The sequence below is a fragment of the Massilia paldalensis genome, from assembly GCF_044901715.1.
In the GTDB taxonomy this organism is placed as follows: domain Bacteria; phylum Pseudomonadota; class Gammaproteobacteria; order Burkholderiales; family Burkholderiaceae_D; genus Telluria; species Telluria paldalensis.
Genome location: NZ_JBJCIU010000004.1, coordinates 611,425 through 632,241 on the forward strand (window position 1 = coordinate 611,425; position 20,817 = coordinate 632,241).

At 67.0% G+C, this 20,817-nt stretch carries 15 protein-coding genes; 1 reads left to right on the forward strand and 14 read right to left on the reverse strand.

Annotated elements, in window-relative coordinates:
- Positions 1 to 15 precede the first annotated feature (15 nt).
- The 3 genes from ACI1V7_RS22140 to ACI1V7_RS22150 form a co-directional block, all read right to left on the reverse strand.
- Complete coding sequence (locus ACI1V7_RS22140) at positions 16 to 1,065, reverse strand: TraB/GumN family protein (RefSeq protein ID WP_404534016.1); 1,050 nt, start codon at positions 1,063 to 1,065, stop codon at positions 16 to 18.
- A 104-nt stretch (positions 1,066 to 1,169) separates the two neighbouring features.
- On the reverse strand, positions 1,170 to 2,708 hold the full coding sequence (locus ACI1V7_RS22145; RefSeq protein ID WP_404534017.1) for a UdgX family uracil-DNA binding protein: 1,539 nt from the start codon (positions 2,706 to 2,708) through the stop codon (positions 1,170 to 1,172).
- On the reverse strand, positions 2,705 to 3,934 hold the full coding sequence (locus tag ACI1V7_RS22150) for a putative DNA modification/repair radical SAM protein (protein ID WP_404534018.1): 1,230 nt from the start codon (positions 3,932 to 3,934) through the stop codon (positions 2,705 to 2,707). The genes ACI1V7_RS22145 and ACI1V7_RS22150 overlap by 4 nt, the downstream gene beginning before the upstream one ends.
- Before the next feature lie 189 nt (positions 3,935 to 4,123).
- Between ACI1V7_RS22150 and ACI1V7_RS22155 the strand changes: the two genes are divergently transcribed.
- Positions 4,124 to 4,927 carry an alpha/beta fold hydrolase gene (locus ACI1V7_RS22155; protein ID WP_404534019.1) on the forward strand — a complete coding sequence of 268 codons (804 nt, stop codon included), beginning with the start codon at positions 4,124 to 4,126 and terminating at the stop codon, positions 4,925 to 4,927.
- Positions 4,928 to 5,001: 74 nt separating this feature from the next.
- Here the strand turns inward: ACI1V7_RS22155 and ACI1V7_RS22160 are convergent, their stop codons facing one another.
- From ACI1V7_RS22160 to leuS, 11 genes are all read right to left on the reverse strand, one after another.
- Complete coding sequence (locus tag ACI1V7_RS22160) at positions 5,002 to 6,603, reverse strand: tetratricopeptide repeat protein (protein WP_404534020.1); 1,602 nt, start codon at positions 6,601 to 6,603, stop codon at positions 5,002 to 5,004.
- A 16-nt stretch (positions 6,604 to 6,619) separates the two neighbouring features.
- Complete coding sequence (locus tag ACI1V7_RS22165; RefSeq protein WP_404534021.1) at positions 6,620 to 8,851, reverse strand: putative bifunctional diguanylate cyclase/phosphodiesterase; 2,232 nt, start codon at positions 8,849 to 8,851, stop codon at positions 6,620 to 6,622.
- Positions 8,852 to 8,858: 7 nt separating this feature from the next.
- Positions 8,859 to 11,006, reverse strand: coding sequence for an HDOD domain-containing protein (locus ACI1V7_RS22170; RefSeq protein ID WP_404534022.1), 2,148 nt, complete (start codon positions 11,004 to 11,006; stop codon positions 8,859 to 8,861).
- A 321-nt stretch (positions 11,007 to 11,327) separates the two neighbouring features.
- Positions 11,328 to 12,599, reverse strand: coding sequence for a multidrug effflux MFS transporter (locus ACI1V7_RS22175; protein WP_404534024.1), 1,272 nt, complete (start codon positions 12,597 to 12,599; stop codon positions 11,328 to 11,330).
- A 5-nt stretch (positions 12,600 to 12,604) separates the two neighbouring features.
- Positions 12,605 to 13,837 (reverse strand): THUMP domain-containing class I SAM-dependent RNA methyltransferase, encoded by a 1,233-nt coding sequence (locus tag ACI1V7_RS22180; protein ID WP_404534025.1) that lies wholly within the window; start codon positions 13,835 to 13,837, stop codon positions 12,605 to 12,607.
- A 130-nt stretch (positions 13,838 to 13,967) separates the two neighbouring features.
- Positions 13,968 to 14,567, reverse strand: a complete 600-nt coding sequence (locus ACI1V7_RS22185; protein ID WP_404534027.1) for a 2-hydroxychromene-2-carboxylate isomerase — start codon at positions 14,565 to 14,567, stop codon at positions 13,968 to 13,970.
- 53 nt (positions 14,568 to 14,620) lie between these two features.
- Positions 14,621 to 15,031 carry a CopD family protein gene (locus ACI1V7_RS22190; protein ID WP_404534028.1) on the reverse strand — a complete coding sequence of 137 codons (411 nt, stop codon included), beginning with the start codon at positions 15,029 to 15,031 and terminating at the stop codon, positions 14,621 to 14,623.
- A gap of 111 nt (positions 15,032 to 15,142) precedes the next feature.
- On the reverse strand, positions 15,143 to 16,408 hold the full coding sequence (locus ACI1V7_RS22195) for a glutamate-5-semialdehyde dehydrogenase (protein ID WP_404534029.1): 1,266 nt from the start codon (positions 16,406 to 16,408) through the stop codon (positions 15,143 to 15,145).
- A gap of 65 nt (positions 16,409 to 16,473) precedes the next feature.
- The gene (gene holA, locus ACI1V7_RS22200) at positions 16,474 to 17,487 is read right to left on the reverse strand and encodes a DNA polymerase III subunit delta (protein WP_404534030.1); all 1,014 of its coding nucleotides are present in this window, start codon (positions 17,485 to 17,487) and stop codon (positions 16,474 to 16,476) included.
- 134 nt (positions 17,488 to 17,621) lie between these two features.
- On the reverse strand, positions 17,622 to 18,143 hold the full coding sequence (locus tag ACI1V7_RS22205) for an LPS-assembly lipoprotein LptE (protein WP_404534032.1): 522 nt from the start codon (positions 18,141 to 18,143) through the stop codon (positions 17,622 to 17,624).
- A 3-nt stretch (positions 18,144 to 18,146) separates the two neighbouring features.
- Complete coding sequence (gene leuS, locus ACI1V7_RS22210) at positions 18,147 to 20,792, reverse strand: leucine--tRNA ligase (protein ID WP_404534033.1); 2,646 nt, start codon at positions 20,790 to 20,792, stop codon at positions 18,147 to 18,149.
- Between the last annotated feature and the right edge of the window lie 25 nt (positions 20,793 to 20,817).

The following is a 20,817-nucleotide window of genomic DNA, read 5'->3' on the forward strand; positions in this document are numbered from 1 at the left end:
CAATGACGGGTTCGCTTACCTGGGACTCTCGACCGTATAGCCTTTCGCCGCCAGGTCCGCCAGGTAGCCGCGTTCGCCGAGGATGTCCTTCATCTGCAGGATGGCGAAGGTCGAGGCATTGCCGGCCAGGGATTTTTCCGCACTTTGCAGCCAGGCCGCGCGCAGGCGCCCCGGCATGTCCTGGAATTGCGCGTTGTTGCGGGCCACCGAACTGTTCAGGATGGCGTTGTTGCAGGCATCTTCCCGCTCGGTGAAATTGACGCTGCGGATCTCGGCGATATTGCCGTTGGCCCAGGCATTGGCGCGTGCGCGCATGGCGTCGAGGTCGCCGTCGATGCTGTCGAGGGTTTTAGTAAAGCAGGCGACGTCGTCCATCTGCTGCTTCTTGAATTCCTGGATCATCTTGCGCGGCTCTTCCACGTCGAACTCGAAGCCCGTCTTGCTGACCTTGACCTTGTTCTTCCTGGCGATATCCTCGATGGCCTTGACCACTTGCACGCTCGTGGCGAGGCCGTTCTTCTTCATGCCGGCCTGGCGCAGTTCCTGGCCGGCGAAGATCGGGCGGTAGCGCTCCACGCCGTCGTCGTCGCCGAGGTATTTTTCCTTGAGGCCTGTCCAGCGCGCATACACATCGGCCGGCACCACGTCACGCAACTGGGCGCCGTCCGGGTTCTTCTTCAGGCCGACGAGGCTGGGCAGCAGGGTGATGCCGCGGAAGAAGCCGACGTGGCCGTTGGCGCCCGGCGGCGTCAGGACTTCCTGGGAACCGGCGACGAGGCGTTCGACGCGCGACGCGTCCCATTCCATCTTCGCGGGCAGCGGCGAGTAGATGCCGAACACCCACATCACGTGCTCGCCCTTGGACACCTTCCACACGCCGGGGCCGGGACGGCGGCCGGAGACGACGATCTGCGTCGGCGCTTCGGCCAGTTCGGGCGCGGCTGCGGCCGCTGCCGGGTGTGCCTCCTGGCCAGGCTCGGCGGAGGAAGGGGGCGCGCCGGTCTGCGCCAGCGCCGGCAAGGCAAGGACAGCGAAGTACAGCGCGCATGCGGTTCGTTTGCTCATCGTGCATCCCTTTATTGTTGTGTCGCAAAAGATTAGCGACAAAGACGAGCTTAGCCCATCTCAACAACAAAGTGTTACGATTTTGACATGCATATAGCACGGCATCACACGCCGAGGTCGCCCTGCTCGCCTTCCTCCGGCGGCCGCTCCAGCAGTTCGTGCGCCAGCTTGAGGCTGTCGACCATGACCTTGAACGCTTCGCGCTTGGCGTCCTCGCTCGGCACGCGCAGCACGTACGACGGGTGGTAGGTGGTGACGACCCAGTGCCCCTCGTGCCGCATCGGCTTGCCAAGGTGATTTTTCAGCGTGACGTTGGCGGTGCGCAGTACGGATTTCAATGCGGTGGCACCCAGGGCGACGATGACGGTCGGCTTGACGCTGGCCAGTTCCTTGTCCAGCCAGTAGTGGCAGGCCTCGATCTCGCGCTGCACCGGGGTCTTGTGCAGGCGGCGCTTGCCGCGCGGTTCCCACTTGAAATGCTTGACGGCGTTGGTCACGTAGATCGTGTCGCGGTCCACGCCGGCCTGCGCGCACACGCTGTCGAGCAGCTTGCCGGCGGGGCCGACGAAGGGCTGGCCGGCCAGGTCTTCCTGGTCGCCCGGCTGCTCGCCGACGAACATGATCTTCGCCTTCTTCGGCCCCTCCCCCGGCACGGCCTGGGTGGCGAATTCCCACAGCTCGCAGCGGCGGCACTCGTCCAGGCTGGACGGCTGCTGGCGCTCCGGCTGGGCATCGGCGGGGGCGATGGGAATGGTCGTGCCCTTGCGCTGGCCCACGGCCTCGTACTGGCCGACCTTGCGCGCGCCGCGCGACGCGTCCTTGACCATCTGCGGCACGATCTTCGCTTCCGGCAGGTTCTTCCAGCGGTCCGACGCAATGTGCTGGTGCATGATGTCCGCGTTCAGGCGCGCCGGGTTGAACACGCTGCGGTAATAGGTCAGCCACAGCGCCTCGCCGCTGTCGTCGAGCTCCTCCGGCCCTTTCACGATCGGGCCGGCGTCGTGCAGCGTCTGGCCGTCCCACAGCACGCTCGCTTCGGGCGTGGCGATCATCCAACTGACCTTGCCCATGCGGGCGACGAAGTGGCGCGCCACCTGGGGCAGCACGTCGTGGCGCGGCTCGTACCAGGCGACGAAGCGCGGCGGCCCCGCTTGCTCGGGACGTTCGCGGAATCGGATATAGGCATGCATGTCGTGCTCCTCGCGTCGCACCGCCTTGACCATCGCGTTCAGGCGCGCGCCGTCTTCGTCGGCCGGCGACTGCACGTCGTGCTCGCACTGCTGCCAGCGCCAGATCACGCGGTACAGGAATGCCCAGCGGTCCGGCACGCGGCAGCAGGCGGCGCTCTGCAGCATCTCCATGAAGGCACGCGGGATGTGCGGGGCGGGCCGTAGCGGCCGCTGCTGCTGCGGCAAGGACGGCGGCGATGGCGACGGTGTGACCCCATTATCCCCAGCCGCGGCCGGCGGCGGCGCACTCGTGAGCAGGTCGCCGCCCGTGTGCGGCGAACCCCAGGTGACGTCCTGGGGCGGGATGTCGTGCGCCAGCAGTGCGCGCGCGGCGTCGCGCCAGGCAGCAAAGCCGTCGACCAGCAGCGGCAGGCCTGCGCGCACCTGCTCGACGGCGCTGCTGCGCTCACTCATGCGGCCTGCAACTCCGGCCACAAGTTCATCTGCTCGGGCGCGTCGGCCATGCTGCGCCGGAGCAGTTCGGACGAGGCGGCGCCCTGCGCCGGCTTGTAGTCCGCGGTGACGACGAAGGGCGCCAGCTTCTTCATGCTGCAACGCAGGCGCGACAGGTCTTCCCAGCGGATGCGGCGCAAGCGGCGCAGGTCGATCAGGCGCTTGGCCGAACGCAGGCCGATGCCCGGCACGCGCGCGATCATCATCTCGTCGGCGCGGTTCAGGTCGAGCGGGAAGTGCTCGCGGTTGGTCAGCGCCCAGGCCAGCTTGGGGTCGATGTCGAGCGGCAGGTTGCCCGCCTGCGGCATCAATTCTCCCGCCGTGAAGCCGTAACCGCGCAGCAGGAAGTCGGCCTGGTACAGGCGGTGTTCGCGCAGCAGCGGCGGCGGCGCCGACGGCACGCTGGACGGGCTTTGCGGAATCGGGCTGAAGGCCGAGTAGTACACGCGCTTGAGCTTGTAGCTGCCGTACAGCGTCTGCGCCGTGTTCAGGATGGTGCGGTCGTCGCTGGCGTCGGCGCCGACGATCATCTGGGTGCTCTGCCCGGCCGGCGCGAAGGCAGGCGCCTTCGGATGGTCGTCCTTCTCGTCCAGCTTCGTGCGGATGGAACCCATCGCCAGCTTGATCGTGTGGACGTTCTTTTCCGGCGCCAGGCGCGTCACGCTGTCCTGGGTCGGCAGCTCGATGTTGACGGACAGGCGGTCGGCGTACTTGCCGGCCAGTTCGATCAGGCGCGGGTCGGCATCGGGGATGGTCTTGAGGTGGATGTAGCCGCGGAACTTGTGCACTTCGCGGAGGCGCCGTGCGACTTCGACCAGTTGCTCCATCGTGTAGTCGCTGGACTGGATGATGCCGGAACTGAGGAACAGGCCGTCGATGTAGTTGCGCAGGTAGAAATCCTGCGTCAGCTTGACCACTTCGTCGACGGAGAAGCGGGCCCGCGGCACGTTCGAGGTGCGGCGGTTCACGCAGTACTGGCAATCGTAGATGCAGAAATTGGTCAGCAGGATCTTCAGCAGCGAGACGCACCGTCCGTCCGGCGTATAGCTGTGGCAGATGCCCATGCCGGTGGACGCGCCCAGGCCGTCCTTGTCCAGCGAGTCGCGCTTGGGCGCGCCGCTGCTGGCGCAGGACGCATCGTATTTGGCGGCATCGGCCAGGATCTCCAGCTTGTCCTTGAGTTCCATCCACGGCTTCCGGTACTGTATGGAAGTACAGTATAACGCAGTGCGGTGCCAGCGACCGTACGTACGCGCACATCGGCGGGTCAAATCCTGGACAGCGTGGGAAAAATGCAATTTATCCACGTTGTCACGGTCCAAGGAAGAGGAGAATGTTACACTGCAAAAGTTGTCGCAAGACACCTCATAAAAGCTATGTCCGTACAGTATCGCAATAATGTGCACGTTGCCGGCGACGGGCCGCTGACCATGGTGTTCTGCCATGGCTACGGCTGCGACCAGAACATGTGGCGCTTCCTTGCGCCCGCCTACGCACGACGTTATCGCACCATCCTGTTCGACCTGGTCGGCAGCGGCCGTTCCGACCTGTCGGCCTACGACCGGCAGAAGTACGGCAGCCTGCACGGCTATGCCGACGACGTGCTCGAGATCCTCGATGCCTATGCGCCCGGTCCCGTGATCTTCGTCGGGCACTCGGTGGGCGCGATGATCGGCCTGCTGGCATCGATCAAGGCGCCCGGGCGCTTCGCGGCCCAGGTCATGGTCGGTCCCTCGCCCAGCTTCATCAACGACGGCGACTACGTCGGCGGCTTCAACCGCGAGGACATCGGCGTCCTGCTCGACACCATGGAAGACAACTTCGCCGCCTGGTCGGAGAAGGTGGCGCCGATGATCATGGGCGCGCCCAACCGCCCCGAGCTGGGCACGGAACTGATCGAGAGCTTCTGCCGCAACGACCCGTCGATCGCCAAGCATTTCGCGCGCGTGACCTTCCTGGCCGACCATCGGGCCGACCTGCCGAAATCGACCGTGCCGGCCCTGATCCTGCAATGCAGCGACGATTTGATCGTGCCGCGCGAAGTGGGCGCCTACATGCAGCGCCATCTGCCCGACAGCATCCTGGCCGTGATCGACAACGTCGGCCACTGCCCGCACCTGAGCGCGCCGTCGGCCAGCTCGCGCGTGATCGACGAGTTCCTGGCGCAGACGCTGGGGTAAGTGCCAAGCCTATCGCGGTTGACGTGCATGTACGCAGGGTGGGCACCATGTGCCCACCGAAGCGTGAGTGACGCTCAGCAGTCCGCCGCCCCCACGTAGGCATTCGCCTGCGCCAGCAGCGCCGGTTCCATGCGCGCGGCGATGCGCTGCAGGTAGCTGGCCGCGCCCGCCACGCCGCTTGCCGCGGCGCGGTGCAGCCAGGCATACGCTTCGACTGGGTCGGCCTGCACGCCCTGCCCGGCCGCGTACATCACCCCGAGGTTGAACTGGGCCCGCGCGTGGCCCTGGCGCGCCGCGCACAGGTACCAGAAATGCGCGGCCTCGACGTCGTGGTCGGCGCCGTTGCCGCTGTCGTGGCGCAGGCCGAGCGCGAACTGGGCCAGCGCATGGCCCTGGTCGGCCGCCTTGCGGTACCAGCCCGTGGCCTGGCGCGGGTCGACGGCGCCGCCGTCGTCGCGGTCCAGCAGCATGCCCAGCGCGTACTGGGCCGGCGCGTAGTCCTGGTCGGCCGCCTTGCGGTACCAGTACAGCGCCTCGGCGTCGTCGCGCGCATTGCCGGCGCTGCCATGCTCGTAGCGCAGCGCCAGGTCGAACTGGGCGCGCAGGTGGCCCTGCGCAGCGGCGCGGCGGTACCAGTCGAGCGCCTCGGCGGCGCGCCGGGCCGGGTCCTGGGCGCCGCCATGGCCGGCGTCGAGCAGCTGGGCGAGGTGGTACTGGGCGCCGGCGAAGCCCTGCTCGGCCGCCTGGCGGTACCAGTGCGCGGCCTGCGCGGGATCCTGCTCGACGCCCTGGCCGTGTTCGTAGGCGAGGCCGAGGTTGTCCTGGGCGCCCGGGTGGCCCTGCGCGGCGGCGCGGCGGAACCACGCCAGCGCCAGCGCGGGGTCGCGCACCGTGCCGTGGCCGCCGTCGTACACGAGCGCCAGGTTGAACTGCGAGCTCGCGTGGCCCTGCTCGCCCGCGCGGCCATACCACAGGATCGCCTTCTCGCTGTCCTGAGGCAGGTCCAGGCCCTTGTCGTAGCGCAGGCCGAGGTTGAACTGGGCCGGCGCATAGCCCTGCTCGGCGGCCTTGCGCAGCCATCCGATGGCCTGAGCCGCGTCGCGTTCGACACCCTGGCCGCTGTCGTAGCGCAGCGCCAGGTTGAACTGGGCGCGCGCATAGCCCTGCTCGGCCGCCTTGCGGTACCAGGCGACGGCCTGGGCCACGTTCTGGGCCACGCCCTTGCCGCCTTCGTACATCATGGCCAGGTTGTGCTGGGCGCCGGGGTCGCCCTGCTCGGCGGCGCGGCCGAACCAATGCAGCGCCTGGCGCACGTCGGCCTGCACGCCCTGGCCCTTCGCATGGAGCCAGCCCAGGTTGTACTGGGCCTGGGCATAGCCCTGCTCGGCCGCCTGGCGGTACCAGTACACGGCCTGCGCCAGGTCCTGCGGCACGCCCTGGCCCTTCTGGTACATCACGCCCAGGTTGTACTGCGCCTGTTCCAGTCCGCTGCTGGCCGCCATGCGGTACCAGGCGACGGCCAGCTCGTCGCTCTGCGCCACGCCCTGGCCGTGCGCGTACATGAAGCCCAGGCTGTGCTGGGCGCTGGCGACGCCGCGCTCGGCCAGCGCCTTCACGCGCAGGAATTCGGCCGTGTGGCGGCTGTCGGCGGAGACGGAAGCGTCGGCGACGGACATGGCGCGCGCGCTGGCCTCAGGCGTGGAAGGCCAGCGCCGCGGCGGCCGTCGCGCCCTGCTCGCGCAGCACGTCGATGAAGCGGCCCAGCGGCATCGGGCGGTGGTACAGGTAGCCCTGCATGGTCAGGCAGCCGTTGGCGCGCAGGTAGCGCGCCTGCGCCTCGGTCTCCACGCCCTCGGCGATCAGGCCCAGGCCCAGTCCGCGCGCGATCGAGATGATCGCCAGGATCACCGGATAGTGTCCGTACTCGTCGTGGATCTCCTTGACGAAGGACTGGTCGATCTTGACGGTATGGACCGGGAAGCGGTGCAGGTAGGCCAGCGACGAGTAACCGGTGCCGAAGTCGTCGATCGCCACCGACACGCCCAGCTGGCCCAGCTTGTTGAGCTGCTCGATCGCGTGCTGCGGGTTGCGGATGCAGATGTTCTCGGTGATCTCGACCTCGATCTGGCTGGGCGCGATCCCGTGGCGCACCAGCGCGCCGCGCATCTTCTCGAAGAAGTCGCCGCGGTCCAGGTATTGCGGCGACAGGTTCAGCGACAGCCGCACGGCGCCGCCGCCGATGTCCCGCCACTGCAGCATGTCGCGGCACAGCGCGCCGATCATCCAGTCCGAGATCGGGATCATCAGGCCGTTCTCTTCCGCGAACGGCAGGAACTCGCCCGGCGACACGACGCCGCGGGTCGGGTGGTTCCAGCGCATCAGCGCCTCGGCGCCGACGATCCGCCCGCCGATCGCATCGATCTGCGGCTGGTAGTACATCTCCAGTTCGCCGTTCTCGAGCGCGCGGCGCAGGCTCTGCTCGAGCGCGATCTTCTGGTGCGACACTTCCTGCATCGACGGGTCGTAGAACGCGTGGCCGTTCTTGCCCTGTCCCTTGACCTGGTACATGGCGATGTCGGCATGGCGCAGCAGCTCGTCGATCGATTCGCCGTGGCTCGGGTAGATGGCGATGCCGATCGAGGCCGAGATGTGGACTTCGTGGCCGTCCAGGTCGAACGGCAGGTGCAGGCATTCGAGGAACTTGTCGGCCACGGCGCGCGCGTCGTCGCGGTCGTGCAGCTCGGGCAGCACGATGGTGAACTCGTCGCCGCCCTGGCGCGCCAGCGTGTCGCCCTTGCGCAGGCATTCCTTCAGGCGCGCCGCCACCTGCTGCAGCAGCTCGTCGCCCTTGACGTGGCCGAGCGTGTCGTTGACCAGCTTGAAGCGGTCCAGGTCGATGAACATCACGGCGAGTTCGGTCTGCTTGCGCTTGGCCTGGATGACGGCCAGGCCCAGGCGGTCCTTGAACAGGATGCGGTTCGGCAGGTCGGTCAGGATGTCGTGATAGGCCTGGTAGGAGATGACTTCCTCGGCGCGCTTGCGGTCCGTGATGTCGCGCGCCACGCCATAGGTGCCGAAGAATTCCAGCTTCTTGACCTCCTGGTCGGGCACGTGCATGCCGATCGCGTTCAGCGAGATCGTCATCAGGGTGTTGTTGAAGGTGCGTTCCTGGCTGCTGCCGGCATGGCACTTCAGCCGCAGCTCGACGTTGCGCGAGGCGCGTTCGTCGACGCGGCGCTCGTTGAACACGTAGCGCGCGCGCTCCAGGTCCTCGTCGTGCACGAGGATCGAGTAATGCTGGCCGATCAGTTCGTCGCGCTTGTAGCCGAGCAGCTGGTAGGCGCGGTCGTTGATGAAGGTGAACTTGCCCTCGTGGTTCAGCGTATAGATGATGTCCGGCGACGAGTCCACCAGGTAGCGGTACATCTTCTCCGAGTTTTCCAGCTGGTTGGCGATGCGCGTATTCGCTTCCTGCAGGCGCCGCTGCTTGAGCGCGTTGCCCACGGTCTTGAGCAGTTCCTCGCGGCTGTAGGGCTTGCGCAGGTAGTCGTAGGCGCCGCGCTTGAGGGCGCCGATCGCGGCGTCGATGCCGACTTCGCCGCTCATCACGATGACGTCGGCGCCGACGCCGCGCTCGTTGATGAAGTCCATGATCTCGTGGCCGCCGATGTCGGGCAGGCGCAGGTCGAGCAGGACCAGGTCGAACTGCAGCCGGGACAGGTGGGCGATGGCCTCGGTGCCGGTGGAGGCGGTCGTCAGTTGGAAGCCGCGTCCCTGCAGCAGTTCGTAGAGCGAGGACAGCAGGCGGGGCTCGTCGTCGACCAGCAGGAGTCTGGGCTGGTACTCGGTGCCGGCCGTGGCGAGGGCCGGTGCATTCGCGTCGCGCGGGGAGTTGGGCGGGACGCTGGCGGAGAACGGGTTCATTGTTACCTTATACGGATCCGAGCGCGCGCACCGGCGAAGGGGCCGGGACGCCCGCGCCGGCGTGCGCCGGCAGCAAGATTTCAAAACTGGTTCCGGTGGAACCGCTGCGACAATCGATATGGCCGCCCAGCTTCTTGACCAGGCCGTGCACGATCGACAGGCCCAGGCCGTGGTGCGGGCCGTCCTTGGCGCTCTTCACGGCCGAGAACAGGTTGGCCAGGACCTCGCGCGACAGGCCCGGGCCGGTGTCGGACACCACCAGCTCCAGGTACAGCCGGCGCTCGCGCGCGACGTGGCCGCGGCTGGCGATGCCGATCCGCCCGCCCCCGGCGGCCAGCGCCTCGATCGCGTTCTTGACCAGGTTGACCAGGATCTGCTTGAGGACGTCCGGGTCGCCCTCGATGCGTCCTTCGCCATCCAGGTCGACCGTGATCTCGACGTTGTCCGGGATGAAGTTGGTGGTCCGGAACAGGCGCAGCACGTCGTCGACGACGCGCGCCACGTCCGCCGTCATGGCGGCGGCCCGGCCATCGCCACGGCCGCCGTCGCGCATCGCATCCATGTCCGGCTGGATCTCGGCCAGGCTGCCGACCAGCTGGCTGACGCGGTCGATTTCCTCGTTCAGGATCGACAGTTCGCCGCCCACCGGTTCCTGGCGTTCCAGCTTGCTGTCCAGGACCGACAGGTAGTTCTTGATGATCGACAGCGGGTTGTTCACCTCGTGCACGACGCGGCGCGAGGCCTCGCGGTATTCCTCGGCCACGCTGGCGAGCTGGCGGTGCGCTTGGGCGCGCTCGGCCAGCGCCGTCTCCAGCGCCGTCGCGGCCTGGGTCGCGAACGACTGCAGGAAGCGCTCGCGCTTCTGGCAGGCCGGCAGCTGCCAGTCCTTGACGCCGCCGACCAGCACGCCCAGGCAGCGCGCGCCGGCAACCAGCGGCACGCACACCAGCGCCTCGGCGCCGAGCAGGCGCAGCAACTGCTCCTCCGGCAGCGAGAGCGGGCGGCCGCCGGCGCCGTCGCGGCGCACGAAGCCCAGGCGCCGTTCCAGCGCCGACTGCGCCAGCGCGCCGCCGCGCGCGAGCGGGATCGCGAATTCGGCGACGCGCTGCGGGACGGCGCCCGGCGTGCCGACCAGCGCCTGGCCGCCCGGATTCTCGAGCAGCACGACGGCGCTGTCGAAGTCGAACAGGATGCGCGCCGAACGCGTCATCGATTCCAGCAGCCCCGGCTCGCCGCCGCTGCCGCGCTGGCGCGCGAACACCTGGCCGACTTCCGACACCAGCACCAGGTTGCGCACTTCCTCGGACAGGCGCTGCTGCACCGGATCGACGGGCGGCAGCGGCGCCTGGGCCGGCGGCACGGGCACCTGGTCGGCGCCGGCCAGGTCGATGCCCAGCTGGATCGCGGTGCGCTCGACCTGGCGCGCGGCCTGCAGCAGCAGTTCGCGCGGCTCGTCGGGGCCCAGGCCGCACAGCGTGCGCGCGTCCTCGACCAGCGCCGCATCGTCGCCGTGGATGGCCAGCACGTGGGCCACGCGCACGATGCGGATCAGGGGGTGGGCCGCTTCCAGGCGCACGCTCGGCTCGTGGTGGTACAACACGGAATCGGCCAGGAAGGAATCCAGCTGCCAGCGCTCGACCAGCCAGGCGCCCGCCTCCGTATGGGTGATCTGCAGCGTGCGCTGCTCGACGGCGCACAGATTGTCGTCGTCGCGCGCGCCGAAGTTGAACGCGTATTCCCGGGGCGCCGCCGCCAGCAGGGCCAGGCGTCCGACGTTGTGCAGCAGGCCGGCCAGATAGGCTTCTTCGAGCTGGCCGTAGCCGAGGCGGCGCGCCAGCTCGCGCGCCAGCACGGCGGCGGTCAGCGAATGCTTCCAGAACAGGCGCAGGTCGGTGGCGCCGGAATTCGGGAAGCTGTTGAACGTCTGGAACACCGAATCGCTGATGACCAGTGTCTTGATCATGTCGGTGCCCAGCGCCACCATCGATTGCTCGAGGCTGACCTGGCGCGCGTTGCGGTGGTAGGCCGAGCTGTTGGCGACGGTGAGGATCTTGCCGGTCATGCCGGCATCCTGGGCAACCAGCGCGGCCAATTCCGGCATTCCGAGGTCATCCGCCTGCAGGTGGGCGAGCAGCTTGATGAGGATCTGCGGCATCGCCGGCAAGCGGGCGATCAGCAGACGATGTCGGATGTCCTGGTCAGGTTGATGGTGAGTTTCAAGCACGGCCGCCACTAGTTTTCTTGGTTGATGGCGGCCTTCCCTCTGGGAGCGCTACCACATTGTGTCTTCATGTGCTCGCCGGAACAGAGCGGTGTTTGGCACCCTGTTCCACGCGTAAAAAACTTATCTTAGCATATATACATTTCTGATCGGGAACAATACTTTCCCGAGGATTTGCCGCTTTTTAGAGCAGATACTCGACCAGGATTTGTTGAAATCACACAAAAATGCTTTTGAGCAATATCAACAAACCCATCAGTGCAAGGCCTTCAGGCGCGTATAGCGGCGCGACATGCCCCACAGCGCCAGCGAGGCGATGGCAAACCCTGCCTGTCCCAGCGCCATCGCCAGCACCGAATGGTCGAGCGCCGGCACCACCAGGCCCGCCACGATCGCGCCCATCAGCGTGGTCATGAACGACTGGCAGGACGCAACCGTGCCGCGGATGTGCGGGAACAGGTCGAGCGCCAGCAGCGTCGCGCTGGGGTTGATGACGGAACTGCCGAAGTTGTAGAAGAACATCGGCAGCACGGTCCAGGGCAGCGCCGGCGGCAGGAAGGCGTGATACGTCACGCTGAACGCGACGGCACCCAGCATGAAGGCGTAGCCGATGCCGATCTGGCGCGCGTAGTGCATCTTCCCGGCGAGGCGGTTGGCCGCCAGCGCGCCCAGGAAGATGCCGGCCACGGCCGGGATGAACAGCCAGGCGAATTCTGATGGTCCCAGGTGCAGGTGCACGGGCAGCAGCACGGGCGAGGCGGCGATGAACAGGAACATGCCGCCGAAGTTCAGCGCCACGATGCCGGACTTCATCTGGAACATGAAGGAGCTGAAGATCGTCCAGTAGCTCTCGGCCAGGAAGCGCGGGTTGAACGGCTGGCGTTTTTCGCGCGGCATGGTCTCGGGCAGGTGCTGCCAGCAGATCCACCACAGGGCGGCGCTGAACAGCATCAGCGCCAGGAAGATCGCGCGCCAGTCCAGCAGCGTGACGATCCAGCCGCCCAGCACCGGCGCCACGGCCGGGGCGATCGAGAAGATCATCGTCACCATCGACAGCAGCCTTGCCGCCGGCGCATCCGAATACAGGTCGCGGATGATCGCCCGCCCCACCACCACCCCGGCCCCCGCCGAGACGCCCTGCAGGATGCGGAAGATCCACAGGTAGTGCACCGAGTGCGAGGCGGCGCAGCCGAGCGTGCCGACGGCGAACACGATCAGGCCGACCAGCACGACGTTGCGGCGGCCGAAGGCGTCGGCCAGCGCGCCGTGCCACAGCGACATGATGGCGAAGGCCAGCATGTAGGCGGTGAGCGTCTGCTGCACTTCGACCGGGGTCGCATGCAGCGTTTCCTGGATGCGCGGGAAGGCCGGCAGGTAGGCGTCGACGGAGAACGGTCCCAGCATCGACAGCGCGGCCAGCAGCGAGGCCAGGCCGCCGGCCGACAGCATCGTGACCTTGTGCGGGGTCGGCAGCGGGACCGGGGTGACGGGGTCTTTCGGCAGGTTCGAGGGTTCGGGGGGCAGCATGGTTGTTATCGGGGGGTGGCCTGGTCGGGTTTGGCGCCGTCCGGTTTCGCGCCGTCGCGGCGGTTGAAGCCGGCGACCATGTCGAAGCGGAACAGGCGGCATTCGAGGGCGCCGTTGAAGAACGGGGTCTTGCGCGATTCCTTCAGGCGCAGCATCTTGGGCACGCCCAGGTCGGCGGTGAACAGGTACACGGTCCAGCCGGCGAAGCGTTGCTTGAGCGTGCTGCTGAGCTGCTGGTAGAAGCCCACCGCCATCTCGTCCTGCGGGATGGTGGAATCGCCGCGCACGCCGATGCGCTCGCCGTACGGCGGGTTCGTCACCAGCAGGCCCGGGGTGCTGGTGGGCGCCTGCACCTGCTGGGCCTCGATCTGCTTCAAGGGTACCTCGAACAGGATGCCGGCCGCGCGCAGGTTATGGCGCGTCATCGCGACCATATCGCCGGAGATGTCGGAACCGAAGATCGTCGGCTCGGCGGGCAGCGGGTTCGGCTTGACAGCCGACTTGATCTCCTGCCAGGCCTTGGCGTCGAAGTTGCGGAACTTCTCGAAGGCGAAGCGGCGGCGCGCGCCCGGCGGGATGCCCTGCACCATCTGGGCCGCCTCGATCAGGATCGTGCCGGAGCCGCACATCGGGTCGAACAGGGGCACGCCCGGCTTCCATCCCGCCACGCGCAGGATGCCGGCCGCCAGGTTCTCGCGCAGCGGCGCGTCGCCCGTCTCTTCGCGCCAGCCGCGCTTGAACAGCGCTTCGCCGGACGTGTCGAGGTAGATCGTGAAATTGCGCTGGTCGAGGAAGCCGAAGATGCGCATGTCCGGCTCGCGCGTGTCGACCGAGGGACGCTTGCCGAACCGGTCGCGGAAGCGGTCGCACACGGCGTCCTTGATCTTGAGCGTCGTGAATTCCAGGCTCGTGAGCGGCGACTTGATCGCCGTGATGTCGACGCGGATGGTCTCGTCCAGCGTGAACCAGTTTTCCCAAGGCTGCTCGAGCACCAGGTCGTAGATGTCGTTCTCGTTGGCGTAGGTACGATTGGCGATGCGCATCAGCACGCGCGAGGCGATGCGCGAATGCAGGTTGATGCGGTAGGCGTCGAACATCGCGCCCGAGCAGTGCACGCCGCCCGGCACCTGGTTGTGCACCTTCAGCGTGGTGCTGCCGGTGGTGTGGGCGATCTCGGCCAGCTCGTCGGCCAGCGCCTGTTCCATGCCGCGCGGGCAGGGGCAGAAGTAGGAAGTCATCAGGGGTACCCTTTATCCGTTGTTGTTACCGCGGGGTCGGCGCACGGTTCATACGGTGTGCTCCGCCCCCGACTGCTTAATGCAAAACGGCCGGGTCAGCCCGGCCGCGACGTTCAAATTCGGTGAACCATCAAGTTTGAAGCAAACGTTCCACAAAGTCGAGGCGATCCTGCCCCCAGAAGCCCTGTCCGTCCACGATATACCACGGTGAACCGAAGATGCCGGCGTCCAGCGCTTCCTGGTTGAAGCCGTCGTATTGACGCCGCGTCTCGACGCTACGCGACGCCGCCAGCAGCGCGGCGCCGTCGCAGCCGCAATCGTCCGCCAGCGCCTGCAGCGTGGCCGGGTCGGCGATGTCGCGCTCTTCGGCCCACACGGCGCGCAGCATCGCGCCGGCCAGTTCCAGCGCCCGGTCCGCCCCATGTTGCGCACGCGCGGCGACGAGCAGCAGCGAAGCCGCGGTCTGGTCGACGGGGAAGAACTTCGGATGCAGGTTCAGGGACAGGCCCAGGAAATCGGCCCAGCGCTGCAGTTCCGCCAGCCGGTAGGCCTGGCGCTGCGGCGCCCGCTTGGCGATGGGCAGGCCGCCCGATTCGCTGAAGATGGCGGCCAGGTCGAACGGCTTCGGCTCTACCATCGCGCCGTATTGCGCCGCCAGCTTCAACAGGCGCGCATGCCCGAAATAGGCATAGGGCGACTGCGGCGCGAAATAATAATGAATGGTTTTCATGGTCAGTCGGGGTCAGAGCCCAAGCGAGTAAACCAGGCTCTGACCCCAGAAAATCAGAACGGTTTGACCGTTACGAGAATCACGATGGCGACCAGCAGCAAGACCGGCACCTCGTTGAACACGCGGAACCACTTCGAGCTGCGCGTGTTCGCGCCGCGCTCGAATTTCTTCAGCAGCGATCCGCAGGCATGATGGTAGCCGATCACCAGCACCACCAGCGCCAGCTTGGCGTGCAGCCAGCCGCCCTTCATGCCCATCATCATCAGCCACAGGCCCAGCAGCAGCGCGGGCACGGCCAGCATCGTCGTGAAACGGTACAGGCGGCGCGCCATGCCCAGCAGGCGTTCGGTGGCGGCCGGGTTGCTTTCCTCGGCCAGGTTCACGAAGATGCGCGGCAGGTAGAACAGGCCGGCGAACCAGGAGGCGATGAAGACGATGTGGAAGGCTTTGATCCAGAGGTACATGCAGAGTCCTGTAGGTTAACCGTCGTCCCTGCGAAGGCCGGGACCCAATTTTCTCTGCGTGGATGCGAAAAAATTAGGCCCCTGCCTGCGCAGGGGCGACGTGTTGGTTGTTTAGCTTCTTACTTCTCCGTGGCCGAACACCACGTATTTCAGGGACGTCAGTCCTTCCAGCCCCACCGGCCCGCGCGCATGCAGCTTGTCGTTCGAGATGCCGATCTCGGCGCCCAGGCCGTATTCGAAGCCGTCGGCGAAGCGCGTCGAGGCGTTCACCATCACCGAGGCCGAGTCGACCTCGCGCAGGAAGCGCATGGCGGCCGTGTAGTCTTCCGTGACGATGGCGTCCGTGTGCTTCGACGAATACGTGTTGATGTGGTCGATCGCCTCGTCCATGTCGGCGACGAGCTTCACGGCCAGGATCGGCGCCAGGTATTCGGTGCGCCAGTCCTCGTCGGTGGCCGCGGCCAGGTAGGGATAGTCCTGCAGGATCGCCTGCGCTTCCGTGTCCGCGCGCAGCTCGACCTGCTTGTCCGCATACAGCACGGCCAGGCGCGGCAGCACGCTGGGGGCGATCTCGCGCGCCACCAGCAGCGTCTCCATCGTGTTGCAGGTGCCGTAGCGGTGGGTCTTGGCGTTCAGGGCGATCGGCAGCGCCTTCTCGATGTCGGCCTTGTCGTCGATGTAGACGTGGCAGATGCCGTCCAGGTGCTTGATCATCGGCACCGTCGCCTCCTGCATGAGGCGCGCGATCAGGCCCTTGCCGCCGCGCGGCACGATCACGTCGACGTATTCCGGCATCGTGATGAGGGCGCCGACGGCGGCGCGGTCGGTCGTGTCCACCACCTGCACGCCGTGTTCCGGCAGGCCGGCGCCGGCCAGGCCCTCGGCTACCAGCAGCGCCAGCGCGCGGTTGCAGTGGATCGCTTCCGAACCGCCGCGCAGGATCGCGGCATTGCCGCTCTTGATGCACAGGCCGGCCGCATCGACCGTCACGTTGGGACGGGCTTCGTAGATGATGCCGATCACGCCCAGCGGCACGCGCATCTGCCCGACCTGGATGCCGCTCGGGCGGAACTTCATGCCGGAGATCTCGCCGATCGGGTCCGGCAGCGCGACGATCTGGCGCAGGCCGTCGACCATGGTGGCGATCGCCTTGTCGGACAATGCCAGGCGGTCCAGCAGCGCCGGCGCCAGGCCGCCCGCGCGGGCGGCCTCGAGGTCGCGCTCGTTGGCGGCGCGCAGCAGGGCCGCATCGCGTTCGATCGCGTCGGCGATCAGGAGCAGCGCCTTGTTGCGGGTGGCGCCGTCGGCGCGCGCCATCGCGCGCGAGGCGGCGCGCGCCTGGCGGCCGGTGTGGTGCATGTAGTCGGTAATGTCCATCGTGCCTCGTCCGTTCAATGTACGCATGGTGGCCATGTGGTGCCCACCGCGTTGTGCCACGCTTATTACGACGCCACGCGCAGCGCCAGCTGCAGCATCGCATCCCACGCGTCGCCCGCGAACTGCTTCGCGCGCAGGCCCTTGACCATCTTGTCGACCTGGGCCGCCTGCTGCAGCGCCGCTTCCAGCGTCGGCAACGCGATCCGGCGCAGCGCCGGTTCCATCATGCGCTCGCGCGGGCCCCAGATGCGGTAATCCTTGAGCAGCGCGCCCAGCGGGCGGCCCTGTGCCATGCCGGCCTTCAGTTTCAGCAGCGTGCGGATTTCCTCGGACACGGCCCACAGCACCAGCGGCAGTGCCTCGCCCTCGCCCTTCAAACCCTCCAGCATGCGCACGAGGCGCGCCGGATCGCCGGCCAGCATCGCTTCGGACAGCTTGAACACGTCGTAGCGCGCCACGTTGAGCACGGCGTCCATAACCTGCTCGTAGGACAGCTTGCCCGGCTCGTACAACAGGCCCAGCTTCTGGATTTCCTGGTGCGCCGCCAGCAGGTTGCCTTCCACGCGGTCGGCGATGAAGTCCAGGCTCTGGCGGTCCGCGCTCTGGTGTTGCGCGGCCAGGCGCATGCCGATCCAGCCCGGCAGCTGGGCGCGCTCGACGTTGGGAATCTCGACGTACACGGCGGCTTGCTGCAGCGCCGCCACCCACGACGATTTCGCCGTCTGCCAGTCCAGCTTGGGCAGCGTGATCATCGTCAGGTTGTCGGGATTCAGGTCCTTGGCATAGCTCTGCAGGGCCGCGCTGCCGTCCTTGCCCGGCTTGCCGCCGGGGATGCGCAGCTCGATCAGCTTCTTGTCGCCGAACAGGGACATTTCCTGGTTGGCGGCGAGCAGCTCGCCCCACTTGAAGCTGCGCTCGACCGTGAGCACGTCGCGCTCGGAAAAGCCCTGCGCGCGCGCCTTGCCGCGGATCTTGTCCGCAGCCTCGAGCGCCAGCAGGTGTTCGTCGCTGGTGATCACGTACAGGGGCGCGAGCCCCTTGGCGAGGTGCCCGTCGAGCGCCTCCAACCGCAACTGCATGATCCTTATCCTTTAGTCTTAAACCTTGAAAAACCGTAGCGAGCGGCAGCAGTTTTGGGGGAGAAGCGCAGCTGTACGAAAGTACAGCGAGCATCGCAGCCCGAAAATGCAACGCGCAGCAGGTTTTTCAAGGTTTATCCGGCGTTCTTGGCGGCGGCCAGGCGGCGGATGATCTGCTGCACCAGGTCGGCCTGCATGTCGCGATACAGCAGCGCTTCCTCGGCTTCCTTGGCCAGCACCTGGGTCTCGTCGAACGCCATGTTGCGGCGCAGGGAGATCTCGGTGGCCGGGATCAGCTCGACGCCCTTCGGATCGCGCACCGTGTACGACAGCGTATAGGTGAGCAGGTATTCGCGCGCGCGGCCCAGGCTGTTCAGCGACAGGATCGACTTGTTGCGGGTCTCGCCCAGCACGATGAACTGCGCCTCGGCGTTTTCCGGCTTGTCGGCGATGACCACCTGGTCGGTCGCGCGCAGGTTGCGCTTGAGCTCCGTGCCCAGCTGCGAATTGTCCGGGAAGCCGATGTAGATGCTGTGGTACGGGATCGTGTAGCTGCCGTTCGAGCCGCGCAGCTGGAAGCCGCAGGCGGACAGCGACGCTGCAACCAGCGCCGCCGCCGCCACGCGCACCATGACTTGCTTGTTCAGGGCGCGCATGGCTTACACCACGATGTTGACGAGTTTGCCGGGGACGACGATGACCTTCTTCGGCGTGCCTTCGACGAACTTCTGCACGGCCTCCGAGGCCAGCGCGGCCGCTTCGATGGCGGCCTTGTCGGCCTCCTTCGGCACCTTGACGGAACCGCGCAGCTTGCCGTTCACCTGGATCATCAGCTCGATCTCGGACTGTTCCAGCGCGGCCGGGTCGACTTCCGGCCAGCTCACGTCCAGGATGTCGCCATAGACCTTGGCATAGCCCAGCTCCTGCCACAGCGCGTGGGTGATGTGCGGCGCCACCGGGTTCAGCATGCGCAGGAAGATCGACAGGCCTTCGGCGATGACGGCGTCGCTCGCGGCGCCTTCGGCCAGCTTGGCCGACTCCAGCGTGTTGAGCATCTTCATGCAGGCCGAGACCACCGTGTTGTACTGGATGCGCTTGAAGTCGTAGTCGGCCTGCTGCAGCACCTTGTGCACTTCGCGGCGCAGCGTCTTCTGGGCGTCGTCCAGGGTACCCTGCTGCTGGCCGCCCAGCGCGGCGGCGATGCGCTCGCGCTGCGCATAGGCGAAGGCCCAGACGCGGCGCAGGAAGCGGCTCGCGCCTTCCACGCCCGATTCCGACCATTCCAGCGTCTGTTCCGGCGGCGCCGCGAACATGGTGAACAGGCGCGCCGTGTCGGCGCCGTACTGCTCGATCTGGGCCTGCGGGTCGATGCCGTTGTTCTTCGACTTCGACATCTTCTCGGTGCCGCCGATCACGACGGGCGCGCCGTCCGCCTTCAGGGCCGCCGCTTGCGGACGGCCGCGGTCGTCGAACACGAGGTCGACGTCGGCCGGGTTGTACCAGGTCTTCTTGCCGGAGTCGTCTTCGCGGTAGTAGGTCTCGTTCAGCACCATGCCCTGGGTGAGCAGGTTGACGAAGGGCTCGTCGAACTTCACGAGGCCGAAGTCGCGCATCACCTTGGTCCAGAAGCGCGCGTACAGCAGGTGCAGCACGGCGTGCTCGATGCCGCCGATGTACTGGTCCATCGGCATCCAGTAATCGTTGCGGGCCGGGTCGACCATCGCGTCGTTCGAGCCCGGCGAGGTATAGCGCATGTAGTACCAGGACGAGTCGATGAAGGTATCCATCGTGTCGGTCTCGCGGCGCGCCGGCGCGCCGCACTGCGGGCAGTCCACGTGCAGGAAGGCCTCGTGCTTCTTCAGCGGGTTGCCGGTGCCGTCCGGGACGCAGTCTTCCGGCAGCACGACCGGCAGGTCCTTCTCGGGAACCGGCACGGTGCCGCACTGTTCGCAGTGGATCATCGGGATCGGCGTGCCCCAGTAGCGCTGGCGCGAGATGCCCCAGTCGCGCAGGCGGAACGTGACCTTCTTGTCGCCCAGGCCCTTCTCGGCCAGGTCGCCGGCCACGGCGTTCACGGCCGACGTGTAGTCGAGGCCGTCGTACTTGCCCGAGTCGATCAGCGTGCCGCGCGTCTTGTCGCCGTACCACTCCTGCCAGCCGTCCAGCGAGAAAGTCTCGCCCTCGACCGCCACCACCTGCTTGATCGGCAGGCCGTATTTTTTCGCGAACGCGAAGTCGCGCTCGTCGTGCGCCGGCACGCCCATCACGGCGCCGTCGCCGTAGGTCATCAGGACGTAGTTGCCGACCCAGACCGGCACCTCCTCGCCGGTGATCGGGTGCATGACGGTCAAGCCCGTGGGCATGCCCTTCTTTTCCATCGTCGCCATGTCGGCTTCGATCACGGAACCCTGCTTGCACTCGGCGATGAAGGCCTGCAGTTCCGGCTTGTCCTTGGCGGCGTGGGTGGCCAGCGGGTGCTCGGCGGCGACGGCGCAGAAGGTCACGCCCATGATGGTGTCGGCGCGGGTGGTGAAGACGTACAGGCGGCCAGCGTCGATCAGCTCGCCCTGCTCGTCCATGATCACGTGCGGGAAGGCGAAGCGCACGCCGGTCGACTTGCCGATCCAGTTGGCCTGCATGATGCGCACGCGCTCCGGCCAGCCCGGCAGCTTGTTTTCGACGTGGTCCAGCAGCTCGTCCGCATAGTCCGTGATGCGCACGTAGTACATCGGGATCTCGCGCTTCTCGACCAGTGCGCCCGAGCGCCAGCCGCGTCCGTCGACGACCTGTTCGTTGGCGAGCACGGTCTGGTCGACCGGGTCCCAGTTCACGGTACCGGTCTTCTGGTAGATGATCCCCTTTTCCAGCATCTTGAGGAACATCCACTGGTTCCACTTGTAGTAGTCCGGCTTGCAGGCGGTCATCTCGCGCGACCAGTCGATGGCCAGGCCCATCGACTCCATCTGGCCGCGCATGTGGGCGATGTTCGAATAGGTCCACTCGGCGGGCGGCACGTTGTTGGCCATCGCCGCGTTTTCCGCGGGCATGCCGAACGCGTCCCAGCCCATCGGCATCAGGACGTTGTAGCCGTTCATCCGCAGGTAGCGGTACATCACGTCGTTGATCGTATAGTTGCGCACGTGACCCATGTGCAGCTTGCCCGACGGGTAAGGCAGCATCGAGCAGGCGTAATACTTGCCTTTCGGGAAACGCGGGTCGTTTTCGACGGCCTTGTAGGCGTCGATCGACTTCCAGTAGGCCTGGGCGGCCTGTTCGACTTCGGCTGGACTATATTTATCTTGCATGATGTTCTGCGGACTGAGATGGGGT